This window comes from Pseudoxanthomonas sp. CF385, from assembly GCF_900104255.1.
Lineage (GTDB): Bacteria > Pseudomonadota > Gammaproteobacteria > Xanthomonadales > Xanthomonadaceae > Pseudoxanthomonas_A.
This window is the reverse complement of record NZ_FNKZ01000002.1, coordinates 689,924-705,360: the sequence shown is the minus strand read 5'-3', so window position 1 is coordinate 705,360 and position 15,437 is coordinate 689,924. Positions and strand designations below refer to the sequence as shown.

Here is a 15,437-nt window from a genome sequence, read left to right as displayed (position 1 = left end):
ACCCGGACTGTCTCCGTCCATGGTAGCCGGTTATCGGCTGGAGGGAAGCACCCCCCGTGTGACGGGGGGCAGGGTTTGCGCAGCGCCGGTCAGTCCTTGGTGACGCGATTGATCTCGGCCAGGCTGGTGACGCCATTGCGGACTTTCATCAGGGCGGACTGGCGAAGGTCGCGGATGCCGGCCTGCTGGGCCACCGCGGCGATCTGCATGGCGTTGCCACCCTCCAGCACGATGGCCTGGATCTCGTCCGACATCGGCATCACTTGATAGATGCCGGTGCGGCCTTTGTAGCCCTCGGTGCATTCGTCGCAGCCGACGGCGTCGTACAGGGTGAAGCCGGCCTGGATCTCCGCCTCGGAGAAACCTTCCGCCAGCAGCGCCTTTTGCGGCAATTCGACCGGCTTCTTGCACTTGGGGCACAGGCGGCGGGCCAGGCGCTGGGCGATCACCAGGGTCACCGAGCTGGTGATGTTGTAGGGCGCTATGCCCATGTTCATCAGGCGGGCGATCGTCTGGGGCGCATCGTTGGTGTGCAGGGTGGACAGCACCATGTGGCCGGTCTGCGCGGCCTTGATGGCGATCTCGGCGGTTTCCAGGTCGCGGATTTCGCCTACCATGATGATGTCCGGGTCCTGGCGAAGGAAGCTGCGCAGGGCGGCGGCGAAGGTCATGCCGCGCTTGGTGTTCTGCTGTACCTGGTTGACGCCGGGCAGGCGGATTTCCACCGGATCTTCGACGGTGGAGATGTTGCGGACCTCGTCGTTCAGGATGCCCAGCGCCGTATACAGCGACACCGTCTTGCCCGAGCCGGTGGGGCCGGTGACCAGCACCATGCCGTAGGGCTTCTGGATCGCGTCCTCGAACAGCTTCTGCTGGTCCGGCTCGTAGCCGAGCTTGTCGATGCCCAGCTTGGCCGCGCTGCCGTCGAGGATACGCAGCACGATCTTCTCGCCGAACAGCGTGGGCAGGGTGCTGACGCGGAAGTCGATCTGCTTGGTCTTCGACAGGTTCAGCTTGATGCGTCCGTCCTGCGGCACCCGCTTCTCGGCGATATCCAGCTGGGACATCACCTTCAGACGTGCGGCGATGCGCTGGCTCAGCTTCACCGGCGCCTTGGCCACCTGCTTGAGGATGCCGTCGATGCGCAGGCGTACCCGGTAGTCGGTTTCGTAGGGCTCGAAGTGGATGTCCGACGCGCCGCGCTTGATCGCGTCTACCAGGATCTTGTTGACGAACTTGACGACCGGCGTATCGTCGCCCTTGGCGTCGACGGCGCTGTCGGCACCGGCCCCCATGTCGTCGTCGGTCCCGACTTCCAGGTTGTCGAGTCCGTCGTCGTCGTCGCCGCTTCCAAAGTTGCTGGACAGGTTGCTCGCGGCGTTCAGCCATTGGTCGAGGGTGCGGCGCAGCTGGTCCTCGTCGACCAGGATGGGCTCCACCACGAGGTTGGTGTGGAACTGGATCTCGGTCAGCGCCGCCGTCTGGGTGGGATTGCTGGTGCCGACGAACAGCTTTCCGCCCCGCTTGAACAACGGCAGCACCTGGTGCTTCTGGATCAGCTCCTCGCTGACCAGCTTCAAGGCGTGGTGCGCGGGATCAAAGCTGGTGACGTCGATCAGCGGCATGCCGAACTCGACCGCGTTGGCGGCGGCGAGGTGGGCCGGCGTTACCAGGCGTTTCTCCGCCACCCACTGGGCCAGCGGCACTTTCGCCTCGGTGGCATTGGCCATGGCGCTGCGCGCGGTGGCTTCTTCCATAGCGCCGTCCTGCACCAAACGACGGGCGATGCCGGTGATGCCGACGAGATTGGGGGTGGCAACAGCATTCATAAGCAGCTCTCTCGTGTCCTATCCGACGATCATGCAAATAGCGGGCCAGCTGCGGCCTCATCATTGTGGACATGGGTGTGACCCACGATCGTTGAGATTACTCGCCAATCTCACTGAACGGATAGGTCTCCTGCGCTGAAAGGCCGACCGCCACCCCGGTTTCTTAGGGGTGCCATGCTATTCCGCCTTGAGCGATGAACCAGTCGCACGCCGCTAGCCGAACGTTATGAATACGCGTGTCCTACAAGCGCCTGCAGGAGAACGCAGGCGGTGAAGGGTCCACCGAACCTGCAGGTACACTCTGGCTGACAGCTTCCCATACCTTACCCAGATTCCTCAGGTTGGCGTCGTCGTGGCATTTGAGGCGGGAGCCAGTCTCCGCTGCCGTGCGCCTGGCGGCCGCCAAATCGCCCTCGCGGGCATAAAGTTGGATCAGTAGTGCTCCCATCCCCGGATCCGCACCCGGCTGCCACGACAATTGGGCCTGCCGAAGCGCTTCATCCCATGCTTGAGCGCGAACGTACAGATTTGCTGCGGCGAATCTGGTCAACCATTGCGGTTGCCGATCAGCTGACTGATCGGTGGCGCCATCCGCGATCTGAGTCACGGTATCAGCGAGCATGCGCTGGGATATCGGCCCGCAGCCCTTTTCACTCGAGAGGGCCAGCACGTTGAAGGCATGGGTCTCGGTGAAAGTGATGCGCTCCAGCCGCGTGGTAGCGGCCCGATGGAGCAACCGGAGGTCAGGCAACGAATCTTGCCTGCATGACATGGCCAATAGATACAACGACCCCACCAAGCGAGGCGTGGGTGCTTCGCTGGCGCTAAGTCGCTCCATAATCCGTCGATAAGTGGTCCGATCACCCCTGTCATCAGCAGCCCCGGCTTCCGCCAACTGCGCTCTCAGGGAGTCAGGATGAAATCGCAATCCCTGGGCGATGATCGTATCCTTGCTCTGCCAGACAAGTACCCTGCCAAAGGTGGCGAAGCCAAGGGCCAGCACGAGTGCGCCCATGCCCAACCACGCCAGCTGCTGCGGCCGCAGTACATTCGTGGGTAACTCGCGCAGCCATGGTGCTGCGATTCCCGTCAACGCGAGCAGTATGCCCACCATTGGCAAGTAGTTACGATGTTCGAAGTAGATGTCCAGCGGCAGGAAGCTTGACTCAATGACGTGGGCTAGTAGGAAGAAGAACCAGCCGGCGAATACGGTCGGTGAACGCTCGCGCATCCACCAGGCGCAAATGCTTATACCCGCTAGTCCGAACACGCTCAGCAGCGTCGTAGTTGGAGAAAGCAATCCGGTGGAAATCGGGAAATCATCCGTATAGAGCCCCATCAGAGGCGCACGCGGCACGACAATTTGCCCGAGATAGTCCATTAAGACACGCGCCTCGGTTAGTAGTCGCTGTGCGAGCGAGAAGTCGTAGTCTTCGTAGCCCGCCAAGATGGCGTGTGGCTTCCATAACAACAGCGCAAACAAAGCCAAGGCTGGCAGTATCAGGAAGATCCCGTAGAACGGCGCCAACACGCGCCATTGCAGGCGGTCGCGTTGGAAGTAAGCCCATTCCAGCATGAGGCACAACGCCGGTGCGACGGCGGCGTTTTGCTTGCTCAAGACGCCGAGCAAGGTCAGAAGCGGGAAGCTCAAATATAGGTTGAGGATCGTCGCGCTGAGGGGCTGGCGTTGCTGCAGGCCAGACCTCGCACGCAGATAAACCAGCACGGCCGCCAAGCAAAAAAGACTGCTGAGCTGGGCCATGCGTTGCACGGCGTAGAGCACCGTACTCACATGTAGGGGATGGAGCAGCCAGATGGCGGTGATCGCCAGTGCCGGCCAACGACCAAGCTGGGCAAGGCGTGGATCGAGAGCCGTGAGGCGTAAGCAGAGCCGCCAGACCAGTGTGCCGCACACTAGATGCACGAGCAGGTTGCCCAGTTTGAAGTAGAAAGAAGAATCGCCACCCACTGCGGCATTGGCGACGAAGCTAGCCATTGCGACGGGGCGGCTCCATGCCAGGGACTGGTGGCCGAAGATGGCCTTCTGCAGCGACGCCTCGCCACGCAGCCATTCCTGGATGACGGTGAAGTTAAAGCGGTCATCGAACAGGAAGGGCCCGTTAAGGCCGGGCCAATACAGGCATGCCGTCACTAGCAGTGCGGTCAAGAACAGCCAAGTCGTTGGTTCGCGTCGGATGGGCATGCGGCTCACAAGGCGGAAGAAAAAAAAACCCCGGCATGTGCCGGGGTTCTTCTGACGATGTGTCGGATCAGCGGCAGCTGGCCGGCGCACAGGCGTCGTTGCTCGCCGTGCAGCGCCAGCCGACCTTGCCAGCGTCCACGGTCGGCGTCAGCGTGAACACCTGGGCGCCGCCACCGGGGCAACCGGTGTCCCGCGTGGTCACGGTGATCACGCCCGCGCCGCCAACCTGGATTGACGCGACGTACGTCGAGGTGGCTTCCGTATAGCCGGCGAGCGCATTAGTGGTCGGGAAGGTCAAGCCGTTGGTGCTGGCGAGAGTGGCTTCCGACACGGCCAGCTTGGCCGGGGCGGCCATGTTCAGGCCTTCGGCAGCGCGAGCGCGGGCCAGGTAGTCCTGATAGGCCGGAATCGCGATGGCCAGCAGGATGCCCAGGATGGCGATGACGATCATCAGTTCGATCAGGGTGAAGCCCTGCATGTTCTTCTTCATAACAATTCCCCTTTCAGGATTGGCTTGGATGGTAGGGACACACAACCCCGTGTCCCTAGCGTGGACCGTGGGCGCCGCGCATACGGCTGCACGTGCTAGGAGGATGGAGCAGGATGTGTGCCAACTTTCAGTGCCCCCAGCGGTTCCCCCAAACCTTCCCCGGTATGGAACCCTGACGCCGAAGTCGGGGGCGACTATCGCATCATTTAATGACGATGTGTATCGGGAAAGCCGGTCATTCCGGGGCGCGATCACAGATTCAAACATTGCCGTAGCGCCGGTGATTGGCGTCAAAGCACTGGCACGGAAACGGCCGTGTGACGCGATACGTCACATTGTGACGTTGGGGGGCCATGCGGTTCGATCCCGACACTCCCAAGGTCCTTCGCGTGGAGGCCTTCCACGGATCGCCGGCCCGCCGCGACGGTTCTCCGGCGGAAGCACTCGGGCTGTCGGCGCGGGCTCTACTCCATCCCCAGCTTCTTCAACTTATACCGCAGCGCACGGAACGTGATGCCCAGCTGGGCGGCGGCCTTGGTCTTGTTCCAGCGGTTTTCTTCCAGCGCTTTCTGGATGGCGGCACGTTCGAGCTGCTCGATGTAGTCGGGCAGGGCGCCAGCGGCCGGGTCCACGTCGACGGCGCCAGGCACGTCGCGCACCACTTCGCCCGGACTGAAATCGCCGCCGAATTTCTTGCCAGCCGGGGCCTGGGGCAGGTACAGGTCGTCGATCTCGATGCTGTGGCCTTCGGACATGGCCAGGGCGCGCTCCAGGATGTTCTCCAGTTCGCGCACGTTGCCCGGGAAGGCGTAGCGGCCCAGGGCCTCCATGGCTTCCGGCGACACTGAGGGCGACATCCGCCCATGCTGGTTGGCCAGGCGTTCGAGGATGGCGGTGGTCAGCTGGGCCAGGTCGCCGGTGCGTTCGCGCAGCGGCGGGACCCGCAGCTCGATCACGTTGATGCGGTAATACAGGTCATGGCGGAAGCGGCCGTCTGCGGCCAGTTCGCCCAGATCCTTGTGGGTGGCCGACAGGATGCGCACGTCCACTTGCACCTCGCCGGAGGCGCCCACCGGACGGATGGCCTTCTCCTGGATGGCGCGCAGCAGTTTGACCTGCATCGGCAGCGGCAGCTCGGCGACCTCATCGAGGAAGAGGGTGCCGCCGTTGGCGGCCTGGAACAGGCCCTGCTTGTCGGCGTGGGCGCCGGTGAAGCTGCCTTTCTTGTGGCCGAAGAACTCGCTTTCCATCAGCTCGGCGGGGATGGCGCCGCAGTTCACCGGCACGAACGGACCGGAGGCGCGGGCGCCCTGCTCGTGGATGGTGCGGGCGACCAGCTCCTTGCCGGTGCCGGACTCGCCCATGATGTAGACCGGCGCCTGGCTGCGGGCGACCTTGCCGATGGTTTCGCGCAGCGAGGCCATGGCGGCGGAGTTGCCCAGCAGGCGGCTGGCCTGTTCCGGCGGCGGCGGCGGCGGCGGCGCGCGTTCGGCGTTGTTGAGCTCGAGCGCGTGCTTCACCAGCCCGCGCAGCACGGCCAGGTCCACCGGCTTGCTGACGAAGTCGAAGGCGCCGGCCTTCAGCGCTTCGACCGCCAGTTCGATGTTGCCGAAGGCGGTGATCATCGCCACCGGCGTATTCGGATAGTTGCGCGAGATCTCGCCGACCAGGTCGATGCCGTTGCCGTCGGGCAGGCGCATGTCGGTGAAGCAGAGATCGTAGGTGTTGCGGGCCAGCAGTTCGCGGGCTTCGCCCACGTTGGCCGCGGTGTCGATGCGCAGGCCCATGCGGCCCAGCGTCAGCGTCAGCAGTTCACGGATGTCGCGTTCGTCGTCGACGATCAGGGCGCTACGGCTTTGATTCATGCATCCCCCTCATGCCCCTGTGCGGCCAGTGTAACGGCTGAATGTTGATCATGATAGGCGAGCGCCCCGGGAGCCTCGTCCTCAGGCGGGCAGCAGGGCATGCGGACCGGGCAGGGTGATGCGGAAGCAGCTGCCGCCGCCGGGGACGGGTACGTACTCCAGCGTGGCCTGGTTGGCCCGGCAGAGCTCGCGCGCGATGTACAGGCCCAGGCCGGTACCGTGCTCGGACGTGGTGAAGAAAGGGCGGAACAACTGCGCGACCACGGCGTCCGGAATGCCCGGCCCCCGGTCCATCACATCGATGGTGGGGCGCCCTTCCGCGCTGAAGACCCTCAGGCGCACGCGTGCCGACTCGCCCGGCAGGCGGCCGTAGTTGAGCGCGTTCTGCACCAGCACCGTGACCACCTGCTGCAGGTGGCGGGGGTCGACCAGGGCAGGGACCGGGCGGGCCCCGATGATCGGCTCCAGCGTATCGGTCTCGATCGACAATGTTTGCTGGTACTCGTCCACGAAGCGGCGGGCAAAGGTATTGAGGTCCACATGCTCCGGGGTGGCCCGTTCGCGGCGGGCCAGGCCCAGCACGCTCTCTACGATGCCGTTCGTGCGCTGGCACTGCTGGTGGATGATCTGCAACAGCCGTCGGTCGCCGTCGTTGACCTGCTGGGATTCCTCCAGCAGCTGCACCGCATAGTTGATGGCGGCCAGCGGGTTGCGGATCTCGTGGGCGAGGCTGGCGGAAAAGCGACCGAGGGCGGCGAGGGTCAGCGATTCGGCCCGGCGCGACACCACGGTGGCATCGTCCAGGAAGACCAGCGAGGTCTCGCTGTCGGCGAGGAGGCGGGCGAAGCGGGGCTGGACTTCGGGCTGCTCGGGCGAGAGCTGCATCGGCGATTCGTCCGTCTGCCACCCGTTGCGCCAGCGCTGCAGGCGGCGTGCGAGTTCGGGCGCCGCGTGCAGCAGCGAAATCCCCTTGCCGTCCGCGCCCTGGCCGTCGGCGCTGTCGCCCAGCAACAGGCTGGCCGCTTCGTTGGCGAGCTTGATGTGATTGTCCGCATCCACCACCAGTACGCCGGTGCGCATGCGCCGGATGATCAGTTCGTTGACTTCGAACAGGTTGGCGACTTCCTCGCCGCGCTTGTCCGCCAGCGCCTGGCTGGCGCGCGCCTTCAGCCCGGCCTGGTGCGCCAGGTAGGCGAGCGCCAGGTAACTGACCGCGAACATGATGACTTCCGCCACCGAACGGCTGGTGGTGCTGTCGTGGACCGTCGTGAAGAAATACTCGCCGAACAGCGCCGCGATGGCGATCAGTCCCACCAGCAGGGCCATCCGCGTGGAGGGCAGTAGCAGCGCCGCCGCCGACACGTTAAACAGCAACATCATCGCAATGCCGGCGGTGGCGCCTGGCAGGGCGTGGGTGGCCAGGGTGGCGGCCGTGATATCGATGCAGACGCTGGCGAAGACGATCGAGGTCAGCCAGCCGACGTTGCGGCCGACGAAGAACAGGACCAGGGCCAGGACAAGGTAGGCGATGGTGACAACGGTACCGAGTTCGGCATGGCGCGGCCGTCCGAGGACTTCGCCCACGGGGCTGAACAGCAACGCCGCCAGGATCCCGGCCTCCAGCAGACGGTACAGCGCGAAGAAGTACAGCTCGCGGCGCGGTACCGATTCAATGCGGGACAGCAGCGACTGGGCCTGGCGCAAACGCGTACTTCCCCTGTAGCGAGGCTCACAGTATAGGCACGACCGCCCCTGCTTGGCCCAGCTTGTCCTTTTCCACCAAAGGCTTAGACCCGAGGTTTTGCGCCCCCCGCTCCGGTCAGCGACAATAGGGGGCTTGCCCACGCCGCTGCCCCTGGCCCCGGCCCCGGGCGGTGTCTTCTGTTCCCTTCCCACGGTGACACATGAATTTCCACGAATATCAGTCCAAGCAGCTGCTGGCCGAGTACGGCATCCCGGTCCCGGCCGGCAAAGTCGCGTCCACGGCGGATGAAGCGGTCGCGGCCGCCCAGTCCCTTGGCAATGGCCCCTGGATGGTCAAGGCCCAGATCCACGCAGGCGGCCGCGGCAAGGCCGGCGGCGTCAAGTTCTGCAAGACCACCGACGACGTGAAGGCGGCTGCCGCCAAGATGCTCGGCACCAAGATGGCCACCTACCAGACCGCCGGCGTCGAACTGCCGGTCAACCTGGTGCTGGTGACCACCGCCGGCGAGATCGTCAAGGAGCTCTATCTGTCGGTGCTCGTCGACCGCGGCACCAAGACCATCACCTATATCGCCTCGTCCGAAGGCGGCATGGAGATCGAACAGGTGGCGGCCGAGACGCCGGACAAGATCCACACGCTCAACGTCGACTTCGTCGAGGGCGTGCAGGGTTACCAGGGCCGCGAGTTCGGCTTCAAGATGGGCCTGACCGCCAAACAGGCCGGCCAGTTCGCCAACATCATGGTGAACCTGTACCGCATCTTCAACGAGAAGGACCTGGCGCTGGTCGAGATCAACCCGCTCGCGATCCTCGACGACGGCAACCTGTACGCGCTGGACGGCAAGTTCAATAGCGACGACAACGCCAACTTCCGCCAGAAGGCCCTGGTCGCGATGCGCGACAAGAGCCAGGAAGACGAGACCGAAGTGACGGCTTCGGAGCTGGACATCAACTACGTGACCATGGACGGCAACATCGGCTGCATGGTCAACGGCGCAGGCCTGGCGATGGCCACGATGGACGTCATCAAGCTCAACGGTGGCGAGCCGGCGAACTTCCTCGACGTGGGCGGCGGCGCCAACAAGCAGCGCGTGATCGAGGCCTTCAAGCTGATCCTGTCCTCGGACAAGGTCGAGGGCATCTTCGTCAACATCTTCGGCGGCATCGTCCGCTGCGACATGATCGCCGAGGGCATCATCGCCGCGGTGAAGGAAGTGGGCGTCAAGGTTCCGGTGGTCGTGCGCCTGGAAGGCACCAACGTGGAAGAAGGCAAGCAGCTGCTGCGCGACAGCGGCATGGCCATCATCCCGGCCGACAACATCAACGACGGCGCCAAGAAGGTCGTTGAAGCGGTCAAGAACGCCGCTTAACCCACGTCACCGAATCAGGAATCTTCCATGAGCGTTTTGATCAACAAAAACACGAAGGTGATCGTGCAGGGCTTCACCGGCCAGCAGGGCACCTTCCACGCCACCCAGATGATCGAGTACGGCACCCAGGTGGTCGGCGGCGTGACCCCCGGCAAGGGCGGCACGACCCACATCGACCTGCCGGTGTTCGACACCGTCGCCGATGCCGTCAAGAGCACCGGCGCCGACGCCTCGGTCATCTACGTCCCGCCGCCGTTCGCGGCCGATGCGATCCTCGAAGCGGCTGCGGCCGGCATCAAGGTCATCGTCTGCATCACCGAGGGCATCCCGGTGCTGGACATGCTGCGCGTCAAGAACGTGCTGACCCGCGCCCATCTGGACACCGTGCTGGTCGGCCCGAACTGCCCGGGCGTGATCACGCCGGGCGAGTGCAAGATCGGCATCATGCCGGGCCACATCCACATGCCGGGCAAGATCGGCATCGTGTCGCGCTCGGGCACGCTGACCTATGAAGCGGTCAAGCAGACCACCGAAGTGGGCCTGGGCCAGTCGACCTGCATCGGCATCGGCGGCGACCCGATCAACGGCCTGAACTTCGTCGACTGCCTCAAGCTGTTCAACGAAGACCCGCAGACCGAAGGCATCATCATGGTCGGCGAGATCGGCGGCGACGCCGAGGAAGCCGGCGCCGAGTACATCAAGCAGTACGTGAAGAAGCCGGTCGTCGGCTTCATCGCCGGCGCGTCCGCCCCGGCCGGCAAGCGCATGGGCCATGCCGGCGCCATCGCCAGCGGCGGCAAGGGCACGGCGGAAGGCAAGTTCGCGGCGATGGAAGCCGCGGGGGTGACCACCGTCCGTTCGCCGGGCGACCTGGGTGCCGCCATCGCGGCCCGCCTGAAGAAGTAAGGCCTGCCACCATCGGCCATGTGGAAAGCCGCCTCCGGGCGGCTTTCTGCTTTTCCGGCCGGTCGATCGGCAGGCTTAAACCTTTCCGCGCGAACAGGCATCGTAGTCAGTATGCTGAATGCAACCGTCATGGAACCGATCGCCGACAGCCCCTCACCGGACGCGGCCGCCGCCGTGGACAGCGCGCTGGCGCGGTCCGCCGCCAGCGGCGACACGCAGGCGTTCGAGGCGCTCTACCGCCGCCACGCCGGACGCGTGCACGGCGTGATCCAGCGCCTGGTCGGCTTCCACGGCGTCCGCGCCGAGGACCTGACCCAGGAAGCCTTCGTGCGTGCCTGGCAGGCGTTGCCGGCCTTCCGGTTCGAGAGCGCCTTCAGCACCTGGCTGCATCGGCTGGCGGTCAACACCGCGCTGATGGAATTGCGCAGCCGCCGCAACGGCCCCCGCTTCGACGAAGACGAGGACGCCATCGAAGGCCTGGGCCTGGCCGACAGCGCCGGGCAGACCACCGCCCTGTCGATGGACCTGGAGCGGGCGGTCGCCACCCTGCCGCCGCGCGCCCGCGCGGTACTCGTCCTGTACGACGTCGAAGGCTGGAAGCATGAAGAGATCGCCGCCGAGCTGGGCATGGCGGTGGGCAGTTCGAAAGCCCAGCTGCACCGAGCGCGGCACTTGCTGCGCGAGCGCCTAGGAGTACACGCATGACCCCCCACGATCCCACTCAGCCGTCCGACGACGCCCTGCGCTGGCAGCTGCGCGCGCTGCGCCAGGACGTGCCGCCGGCACGCGACCTGTGGCCCGACATCGCCGCGCGACTGGCGTCCGCACCCCGCCAGGTGCCGGCACCGAAGCGACGCCCGCTTGCGCCGTTCGCGCTGGCCGCCTCGGTGCTGCTGGCCGTCACCGTGACTTGGCAACTGCAGCGTGCCCCCACGGGCGACGCCGTGATCCAGCGCGAAGCCGCCGCCCTGACCCGCGACTACACCGGCGCCCTGGCTCAGTTGGATGTGCAGGCGAAGGGATCGCCCGAGTACGGCTCCGCGCTGCACGCATTGGACGAAAGCGCCGCCGAGATCCGCCACGCCATCGCCACCGATCCCAACGCGCGCTTCCTGCTGGACCAGTTGCGCCGCACTTACGCCCGCCGCCTGGCGCTGACCCAGCGCGCGGCCATGACCTGAGGAGTTATCCCATGCGTACGACCCTTTCCTTTTCCCTGATCCTGGCTGCGACCCTGCTCGCACCCGCAGCGCTCGCGCAGACTGCCATCAACGAAACCCGCCCGCTGGATGCGCGTGGACGCGTGGACATCAGCAACCTCAAGGGGCGCATCGAAGTGCGCGGTTGGGAGCGCAACGAAGTGCAGGTCACCGGCACCCTGGGCAAGGGCGTGGAGAAGCTGGACATCGACGGTTCCGGTCCGCAGGTGAGCGTCGAAGTGCGTTATCCGCGCAACAACGGCTGGGGCGGCGAGAAGACCGGGCCGACCGATCTGGTGGTGATGGTGCCGCTGCGCGCGGACCTCGATATCGAATCCGTGGCCGCCGACGTGCATGTCACCGGTACCGGCTCCGGCGAACTGTCGATCAGTACGGTGAGCGGCAGCGTGATCGCCGCCGCGGCGCCGCGCAAGGCCGATGTCGAGACCGTCAGCGGCAACGCCACGTTGACGCTCAACAGCGACGATGTGGACGTCGCCACGGTCAGCGGTTCCATCCTGCTGCGTGGACGGCTTGCCGGCGAGATCGATGCCGAAACGGTCTCGGGACGCATCGAAGTGATCGTCAACGGTGAAAAGGTGCGCGACCTGGGCGCGAGCACCGTCAGCGGACGCGTCGAGGTCAGCACGGACGTGGCGCCGGCCGGCGAGATCAGCATGGAATCCGTCAGCGGCGACCTGATCCTGCGCCTGCCGAAGGATGTGTCTGCGCAGGTCAGCGGCGAGAGTTTCAGCGGCTCGCTGAAGGCGACGGGTGTGACCATCGAGAAGCGCCGCGGCCCCGGCTCCAGCTTCACGACACGCTATGGCGATGGCAACGCGCGCATCAGCGTGGAGACGTTCTCCGGCAGTGCGGAAGTGCGTCTCGAGTAGCCTGGCCCCATCGGCAACACACTGGGACGGGATCGCGACGGGAGTCGCGGTCCCGTTCTTCTTTTATGAATAGGGGGCGGTAACACGTACCGGCTCACGCCAAGAGTTGTGGCGCGGTGCAACAACCATAGTTGCATACGAAACGGTTTCCTAAGTAACTGACGAACAAGAAAAAACGCTTTTTTCTCAGAAAATCAGCGAGTTCTTTTCATCGCCGTAAAATTTACGTTATCCTTCGACCACCAGTCGCAGCCGTTGGCGTCTGAACCATTGGCCGGGATCGCAAGGTCTCGGCCGTTTATTGAACTTTGGAGAGAGAGCCTCTAAATGACCAACCTCAAGAAGCTGCCCAGCGCAATCCAATTTGCGTTGTTCGCCAGCGCAGCATCGCTGGCCACCGGCAATGCGATCGCCCAGGAAGCCGAAAGCTCCAGCTCGGACACCAAGACCCTCGACCGCATCGAAGTGACGGGTTCGCGCATCAAGCGTGCGGAAATCGAAGGCGCGCTACCGGTTACTGTGATTTCGCGTCAGGACATCGAAGTCAGCGGCAAGACCACGGTGGCTGACCTGCTGCAGAACTCCACCTTCAACTCGTTCGGTTCGAACAAGCCGGCGTCCGGTTCCTCGGCGCAGTCCATGTCCGAGCTGAGCCTGCGTGGCCTGGGCGGCGGTCGCAGCCTGATCCTGATCGACGGTCGCCGTCTGCCGCTGTCGCCGCAGTTCAGCGAAGCCGGTTCGGACCTGAACTCGATCCCGCTGGCCTCGGTCGAGCGCGTCGAGATCCTGACCGACGGCGCATCGGCCATCTACGGCGCCGACGCGATCGGTGGCGTGGTCAACATCATCACCCGCAAGGACTTCAACGGCGTCGAAGCCACCATCGGCGTGGGCCAGGCCCAGTACGGCGGTGACACCGAGTCCGGCTCGGTCGTGTTCGGCATCTCGGGTGACCGTGGCCGCATGCTGGGTGGCGTGTCGTACGCCAACCGTGACATCTCCTACATCCGCGACCTGCCGTGGATGGAAGGCCGCCGCGGCCCGTCGTCCAACGCCAACAACTACTACACCCCGGCCACCAACCCGATCACCGGCCGCGTTTCGCCCGGCAAGATCATCTCCGCGGTGCCGGGTGGCTGTACGAACCCGGGTTTCTGGTTCGACACCGCTCCGGCGGTCGATACCTGCCGTTACGATTACAACCTGGTCGCAGCCGACACGGCGTCGCTTGAGCAGAAGGGCCTGTTCCTGCGTGGCGATTACCAGATCAACGACGACTGGACCGTTTACCTGAATTCCAGCGTGACCCGCGTCAGCAGCTTCGGCCGCTTCGCACCGACGCTGGCCGACTCCGGTATCTTCATTCCGGCAGGTAGCCCCAACAACACCACCGGCCAGGACGTGGTGCTGAAGCACCGCTTCGCCGCCGTCGGTCCGCGCGACAACTACGACGACACCAACACCTACGACACCAACCTGGGCTTCAACTGGCAGGTGAGCGACACGGTGGCGGTGGACATCGGTCTGCGTCGTGCCGAGTCGAAGTACATCTCGCTGGGCCGCAACTACGTCAACATCCCGATCGCGACCGCGCTGATCCAGGACGGCACGTACGACATCTTCAACCCGATCGGCAACCCGCAGGAAGTGCTGGACGCCGTGCGCGCCACGATCGGCCGCGATGGCATCTTCAAGGAAGACGAAGTCTACGCCAGCGCCAACTTCGACCTGTTCGAGCTGCCGGGCGGCACCTCGGGCCTGGTCGTCGGTGCCGAGCACCACAAGCAGGAGTTCGCTGACCTGTACGATGCGCAGTCGGAAGCCGGCAACATCGGCGGTTCGTCGGGCAACTCGAGCTCGGGCAGCCGCAACTTCTCCTCGGCGTACTTCGAGTGGCTGATGCCGTTCCACAGCACGTTCGAAGTCGACCTGGCCGCGCGTTACGACACGTACTCGGACTTCGGTACCTCGTTCGTGCCGAAGATCTCGTTCCGCTACCACCCGATCGACAGCCTGACCCTGCGCGCGAGCTACGGTGAAGGTTTCCGCGCGCCGCCGCTGACCATCCTGAACTCCAAGGATGCGTTCTCGGCCGACAGCGTGGTCGACCCGGATACCGCCGCCGCTTACGGCCAGCCTCTCGGCTCGACGCTGCAGATCGACGGCCTGCGTGTGGCCACCCCGGATCTGCAGGCGGAAGACTCCAAGCAGTGGAGCGCCGGCGTGGTGTGGGATCCGACCGATTGGGTCAGCCTGAAGCTCGATTACTACAACATCGAACTGACCAACTCGATCCGGTTCTTCTCGGCGCAGACGGTCATCAACCGCGAACGCAACGGTGGCTTCCTGCCGTCGAGCCTGTACTCCGTTCGTGACCCGGCCAACAACGCGCTGCTGCAGGTCCGTGCCGGTTACGCCAACGAAGGCTTCATCGAGACCGACGGTTTCGATTTCAACGCCGCCTTCCGCTTCGACCTGGGCGCCTTCGGTTCGCTGCGTAACAACCTGGCCGTCAGCTGGATCAACAAGTTCGAGCAGGGCGGTCCGAACTCGGTCACCGTTGACAACATCAACACCACCGACGCTCCGCAGTGGCGCGCCACGTTGGTCAACGAGTGGGAGAAGGGTGACTTCTCGCTGGCATGGACCATCAACGGCATGGATCAGACGGTCTCGTACACCGAGGACTACCTGGTCAACGATCTGGGCTACACCTGCCAGGACGTGGTGGACTTCGGCTACCTGCTGTCGAACTGCGGTGACAACAAGCCGTACATCACGCATGACCTGTCGGCCAGCTACAAGACGCCGTGGAACGGCCGTATCACGCTGGGCGCCACCAACGTGACCGGCAAGAAGCCGCGCCTCGACCAGTTGGGCTTCACCCCGCCGTACTACCAGAGCGCCCTGTACTACGGTATCGGCCGCGAGATCTACTTCCGCTACACCCAGAACTGGTAATAGCGGTTCTGGCGAGT

The 15,437-nt window shown here is 64.8% G+C and carries 11 protein-coding genes; 6 read left to right on the top strand and 5 right to left on the bottom strand.

Features of this window, described 5'->3' with window-relative positions; translation table 11 throughout:
- Positions 1–89 precede the first annotated feature (89 nt).
- From pilB to BLT45_RS13510, 5 genes are all read right to left on the bottom strand, one after another.
- Entirely contained in the window at positions 90–1,829 is a 1,740-nt protein-coding gene (pilB, locus tag BLT45_RS13530; protein ID WP_093300954.1) for a type IV-A pilus assembly ATPase PilB, read from the bottom strand.
- A gap of 241 nt (positions 1,830–2,070) precedes the next feature.
- The gene (locus tag BLT45_RS13525; RefSeq protein WP_175455852.1) at positions 2,071–3,996 is read right to left on the bottom strand and encodes a hypothetical protein; all 1,926 of its coding nucleotides are present in this window, start codon (positions 3,994–3,996) and stop codon (positions 2,071–2,073) included.
- 103 nt (positions 3,997–4,099) lie between these two features.
- Positions 4,100–4,522: a pilin gene (locus BLT45_RS13520; protein WP_093300949.1), complete on the bottom strand. Its 423-nt coding sequence runs from the start codon at positions 4,520–4,522 to the stop codon at positions 4,100–4,102.
- Positions 4,523–4,986: 464 nt separating this feature from the next.
- The gene (locus tag BLT45_RS13515; protein ID WP_093300947.1) at positions 4,987–6,387 is read right to left on the bottom strand and encodes a sigma-54-dependent transcriptional regulator; all 1,401 of its coding nucleotides are present in this window, start codon (positions 6,385–6,387) and stop codon (positions 4,987–4,989) included.
- Positions 6,388–6,468: 81 nt separating this feature from the next.
- A complete protein-coding gene (locus tag BLT45_RS13510) occupies positions 6,469–8,091 on the bottom strand; it encodes a sensor histidine kinase (protein WP_093300944.1) in 1,623 nt (540 codons plus the stop codon).
- 200 nt (positions 8,092–8,291) lie between these two features.
- Here BLT45_RS13510 and sucC point away from each other — a divergent pair, with 200 nt between their 5' ends.
- From sucC to BLT45_RS13480, 6 genes are all read left to right on the top strand, one after another.
- Positions 8,292–9,461, top strand: a complete 1,170-nt coding sequence (sucC, locus tag BLT45_RS13505) for an ADP-forming succinate--CoA ligase subunit beta (RefSeq protein WP_093300942.1) — start codon at positions 8,292–8,294, stop codon at positions 9,459–9,461.
- A gap of 27 nt (positions 9,462–9,488) precedes the next feature.
- On the top strand, positions 9,489–10,367 hold the full coding sequence (gene sucD, locus BLT45_RS13500; RefSeq protein WP_093300939.1) for a succinate--CoA ligase subunit alpha: 879 nt from the start codon (positions 9,489–9,491) through the stop codon (positions 10,365–10,367).
- Between the two features lie 129 nt (positions 10,368–10,496).
- Positions 10,497–11,072 carry an RNA polymerase sigma factor gene (locus tag BLT45_RS13495; RefSeq protein WP_254771889.1) on the top strand — a complete coding sequence of 192 codons (576 nt, stop codon included), beginning with the start codon at positions 10,497–10,499 and terminating at the stop codon, positions 11,070–11,072.
- A complete protein-coding gene (locus BLT45_RS13490) occupies positions 11,069–11,548 on the top strand; it encodes a hypothetical protein (protein ID WP_093300933.1) in 480 nt (159 codons plus the stop codon). The genes BLT45_RS13495 and BLT45_RS13490 overlap by 4 nt, the downstream gene beginning before the upstream one ends.
- Before the next feature lie 11 nt (positions 11,549–11,559).
- Positions 11,560–12,459 carry a DUF4097 family beta strand repeat-containing protein gene (locus BLT45_RS13485; RefSeq protein WP_093300931.1) on the top strand — a complete coding sequence of 300 codons (900 nt, stop codon included), beginning with the start codon at positions 11,560–11,562 and terminating at the stop codon, positions 12,457–12,459.
- Between the two features lie 327 nt (positions 12,460–12,786).
- The gene (locus BLT45_RS13480) at positions 12,787–15,420 is read left to right on the top strand and encodes a TonB-dependent receptor plug domain-containing protein (RefSeq protein WP_093300928.1); all 2,634 of its coding nucleotides are present in this window, start codon (positions 12,787–12,789) and stop codon (positions 15,418–15,420) included.
- Positions 15,421–15,437 lie beyond the last annotated feature (17 nt).

Bases quoted from the DNA above. Each gene is read 5' to 3' on its own strand.
- pilB (WP_093300954.1), bottom strand. From the start codon at position 1,829: ATGAATGCTGTTGCCACCCCCAATCTCGTCGGCATCACCGGCATCGCC.
- BLT45_RS13520 (WP_093300949.1), bottom strand. From the start codon at position 4,522: ATGAAGAAGAACATGCAGGGCTTCACCCTGATCGAACTGATGATCGTC.
- BLT45_RS13515 (WP_093300947.1), bottom strand. From the start codon at position 6,387: ATGAATCAAAGCCGTAGCGCCCTGATCGTCGACGACGAACGCGACATC.
- sucC (WP_093300942.1), top strand. From the start codon at position 8,292: ATGAATTTCCACGAATATCAGTCCAAGCAGCTGCTGGCCGAGTACGGC.
- sucD (WP_093300939.1), top strand. From the start codon at position 9,489: ATGAGCGTTTTGATCAACAAAAACACGAAGGTGATCGTGCAGGGCTTC.
- BLT45_RS13495 (WP_254771889.1), top strand. From the start codon at position 10,497: ATGGAACCGATCGCCGACAGCCCCTCACCGGACGCGGCCGCCGCCGTG.
- BLT45_RS13490 (WP_093300933.1), top strand. From the start codon at position 11,069: ATGACCCCCCACGATCCCACTCAGCCGTCCGACGACGCCCTGCGCTGG.
- BLT45_RS13485 (WP_093300931.1), top strand. From the start codon at position 11,560: ATGCGTACGACCCTTTCCTTTTCCCTGATCCTGGCTGCGACCCTGCTC.
- BLT45_RS13480 (WP_093300928.1), top strand. From the start codon at position 12,787: ATGACCAACCTCAAGAAGCTGCCCAGCGCAATCCAATTTGCGTTGTTC.